We start from the raw sequence: 3,099 nt of genomic DNA, 5'->3' as shown, positions 1-3,099 counted from the left end.
CAGGAAGATTGTAATGGATCCAATTCTCTATGCAATTGCAATAAGCACATTAGCAGGATCAGCAACGGGTTTGGGTGCTTTAATAGTTCTCGTTTTAGGGAAACGTAGTGATAACATTCTTGGAATGATGCTTGGATTTGCAAGTGGAACAATGATTGCTGTTGCTGCGCTGATTCTTATAATAGAAAGTGAAGCACTTACTAACGTAATATGGGCGGCACTTGGCTTTGCACTCGGAGCATTTGTAATGTTAATTGTAGATGCACGCTTACCTCATTTTCATGTAACATGCGAATATGAGGGTGGTCAAAAAGAATCCACAACACGAGACCTAGCATCACTCAAATGTGGAATTTTAATTGCACTTGGTATCACAATACATAATTTTCCTGAAGGACTATCGGTGGCGACTGGATTTGCAATCACACCAAGTCTTGGTCTTATAATTGCAGTATCGATTGGATTTCATAATATTCCTGAAGGCATAGCTGTAGCTATACCCTTGTATAAAGCTGGCATGAGAAAAGACCAATTGTTTTTAGTTACTCTACTTTCAGGACTTTCGGAACCACTTGCCGCAACAATTTCTCTGTTGCTATTATTGCAGGTTTCTATTTTTGTTCAGGCTATTTTTCTAGCCTTTGCAGGAGGAGCTATGATCTATTTGGTTTGCGACGAGTTAGCACCGCAGGCACATAGCGAAAAAACGCACGAACATATACCAATAATAGGATTAGTTGCGGGTTTTCTGATTATTCTGCTTTTGAAGGGTTTTCTAGCGTGATTCTCGCTAAAGACCTAGAACAGACTCTGATATATTTAATACAAAGTAATATTTGGTGTAAAGTGCTATTTGTTACTGACTTATCTCGTATGACTAGAAAAGTTGTAGCTTGGCTTTCCCAATGTACATGTTTTGAGGAGTGATATATGTAGATGTTTTCCATTCAAGATGTTGAACTTGTAGCCGAAATTATCGCTAATTCAAAATATCTCGTGGGCTATACTGGTGCAGGTGTTTCAACTGAATCAGGACTGCCTGATTACAGAGGCCCAGAAGGAGTTTGGACACTTCGAGATAAAGGACTCAAACCAAAATTACCAAGGCAACCGATTTCCGAAATTGAGCCAAATGCAGGGCACTTCGCTTTTGTTGATCTATATGAACTTGGAATATTGAAATATTTGATCTCTCAAAATGTGGATAATCTTCATTTAAAATCTGGAATTCCATCTGACGTCCTTGCTGAACTTCATGGCAACCATGCACTGATAAAATGCTTGAACTGTGATGCGCGTTTTTCTAAACAGGAAATTGGTTGGGATGAATTGATTCATGGAAAGGGTTATCGGACCGAAAGACCTAGATCAAACCAACCAAAATGCCCTCATTGTAATGGAAGAATTGTTTCATCAGTTGTTAATTTTAATGATCCCATGCCTGAAAAGGAAATGCGAGATTCCGATACTCATTCAAGAAAATGCGACGTGATGTTAGTAGTTGGTTCTTCACTGAGCGTATCCCCAGCAGCGGATTTTCCTGTTATAGCCAAGCGATCAGGAGCCACACTCATCATAGTAAATATGGGTGCAACCCAATTAGATGGTTTAGCAGATGTTCGCATTGAAGCAAAATCAGGTGTATTCTTACCTAAAGTTGTGGCGCAAATAAAGGAACTAGAGGGCAGTTGAAGAGTTGAACACTTCTTTGTCCTTCAGGATTTGGTTTTATTAGGCCTTTCATTCTCGGTTAAGTTCAATAAGAAGGAGCGGGCCAATTTTGGTGAATTAAATGATGCAATTGCCCGTTCTAAATGAATTATAAAACTCTTTCCACAAAAAGGACAGATCTTTTTTCGCGATTTAACGTTTCTTTTTCGTGATAGATAAACCTGCGGCTTGCTACATGACGTACAACGTACAATATAATAATTGTTTTGCACTTTTCAAGAACTCCTCATTATCGGTACCTTCTTTTCAAATACGCTAAAATCTCGGCAAGAGTTTTATCAGTTATAGATTCTGTAGCACTCCAAAACTCATTTAAGTTTTTTTTCGGATATCCCGCTCTTTGATATTCGACAGCTTGGAACAGCATTTCTAATTTATCTATCTGATGCAAGAACTTGGCTTCCTTTGTTTCATTGTTTATATATTGTTCATAGATTGAAAACAATTCTGTTCGTTTCTTCTCGTCTAATAACTCAAATAATTTCTTAGTAGCTTTTTTTTCCAGCTCCTTTTTCCTTTCATTTCCTCCGATCAATTCAATCGAAGAAGGAGTCAGATCACCTATTTGACTTTCACTTATATCGTGTAAAATGGACATTATCAAAAGTTTTTGAAGGTTGATATCGTCTCTGTCAATACCTAGGATAAGAGCCATGAGCGTTGTCGAAAATGAGTGTGCTGCAATAGATTCAGGATCTTTAATGCCTTTTACTAGCCATCCTGTTCTTGGAAGTCTTTTTAAAATATTTGTAACTTCAAAAAACTTTATCAAATCCATATAATCACCTAAGATGGTGTTTCTATAAGAGGAAAGTAAGGTTTTAAATAAAAACGTAATTCATCATTTTAAATCAATATCTAAATCGATGAGAATCCGTGAAAGAAATGAGTTCACAGAATTCATGGTTCGAAGTAAAAGAAGTTCTGGACAATATATTCTTAATTTCAGAGCCAGGACATGCAGAATGGATCAATTCCTATTTACTTAAAACAGAACCTCCTATTCTAATTGATACAGGAATGGGAATTGACGATATTAGTCGTGTAGTGCGTCAGTTACTAGGAAAAGAAGATTTAGATGATGTCTTAGTAATAAATACGCATTCTCATTACGATCACATCGGAGGAAATCACCTATTTTGTAATATAGCTATTCATGATAGTGAAAAAGATCAGCTCTTTGCTCCACAAAAAAAGGAAATTATGGACTATATCATTGACGAAAAGAACTTCACACGACAACCGCCGGTAGAGTTCGACCGGACAACTTTTAACATTATTCCATCCCATGCTACACGACTTCTTCAAGATGGAAACAGCATTAAACTTGATGATAGGTCATTAGAGATAATTCACGCACCTGGGCAT

The 3,099-nt window shown here is 37.2% G+C and carries 4 protein-coding genes; 3 read left to right on the top strand and 1 reads right to left on the bottom strand.

The features are described 5' to 3' along the window. Nucleotides 1–784 (top strand): ZIP family metal transporter (locus tag QVB70_RS09615; protein ID WP_287585520.1); only part of this gene is annotated, 784 nt, incomplete at its 5' end. A gap of 152 nt (nt 785–936) precedes the next feature. After that, the gene (locus QVB70_RS09610; protein WP_287585519.1) at nt 937–1,692 is read left to right on the top strand and encodes a Sir2 family NAD-dependent protein deacetylase; all 756 of its coding nucleotides are present in this window, start codon (nt 937–939) and stop codon (nt 1,690–1,692) included. A 268-nt stretch (nt 1,693–1,960) separates the two neighbouring features. On the opposite strand, the gene QVB70_RS09605 is transcribed toward QVB70_RS09610, so the two are convergent. Next, complete coding sequence (locus QVB70_RS09605; protein WP_287585518.1) at nt 1,961–2,509, bottom strand: HD family hydrolase; 549 nt, start codon at nt 2,507–2,509, stop codon at nt 1,961–1,963. A gap of 107 nt (nt 2,510–2,616) precedes the next feature. Between QVB70_RS09605 and QVB70_RS09600 the strand changes: the two genes are divergently transcribed. After that, a partial coding sequence (locus QVB70_RS09600; protein ID WP_287585517.1) for an MBL fold metallo-hydrolase occupies nt 2,617–3,099 on the top strand: 483 nt, incomplete at its 3' end.

This window comes from Candidatus Borrarchaeum sp. (genome assembly GCF_019058535.1).
Lineage (GTDB): Archaea > Asgardarchaeota > Sifarchaeia > Borrarchaeales > Borrarchaeaceae > Borrarchaeum > Borrarchaeum weybense.
Note: the sequence above shows the minus strand (reverse complement) of the source record. Positions and strands in the feature narration are given on the sequence as shown.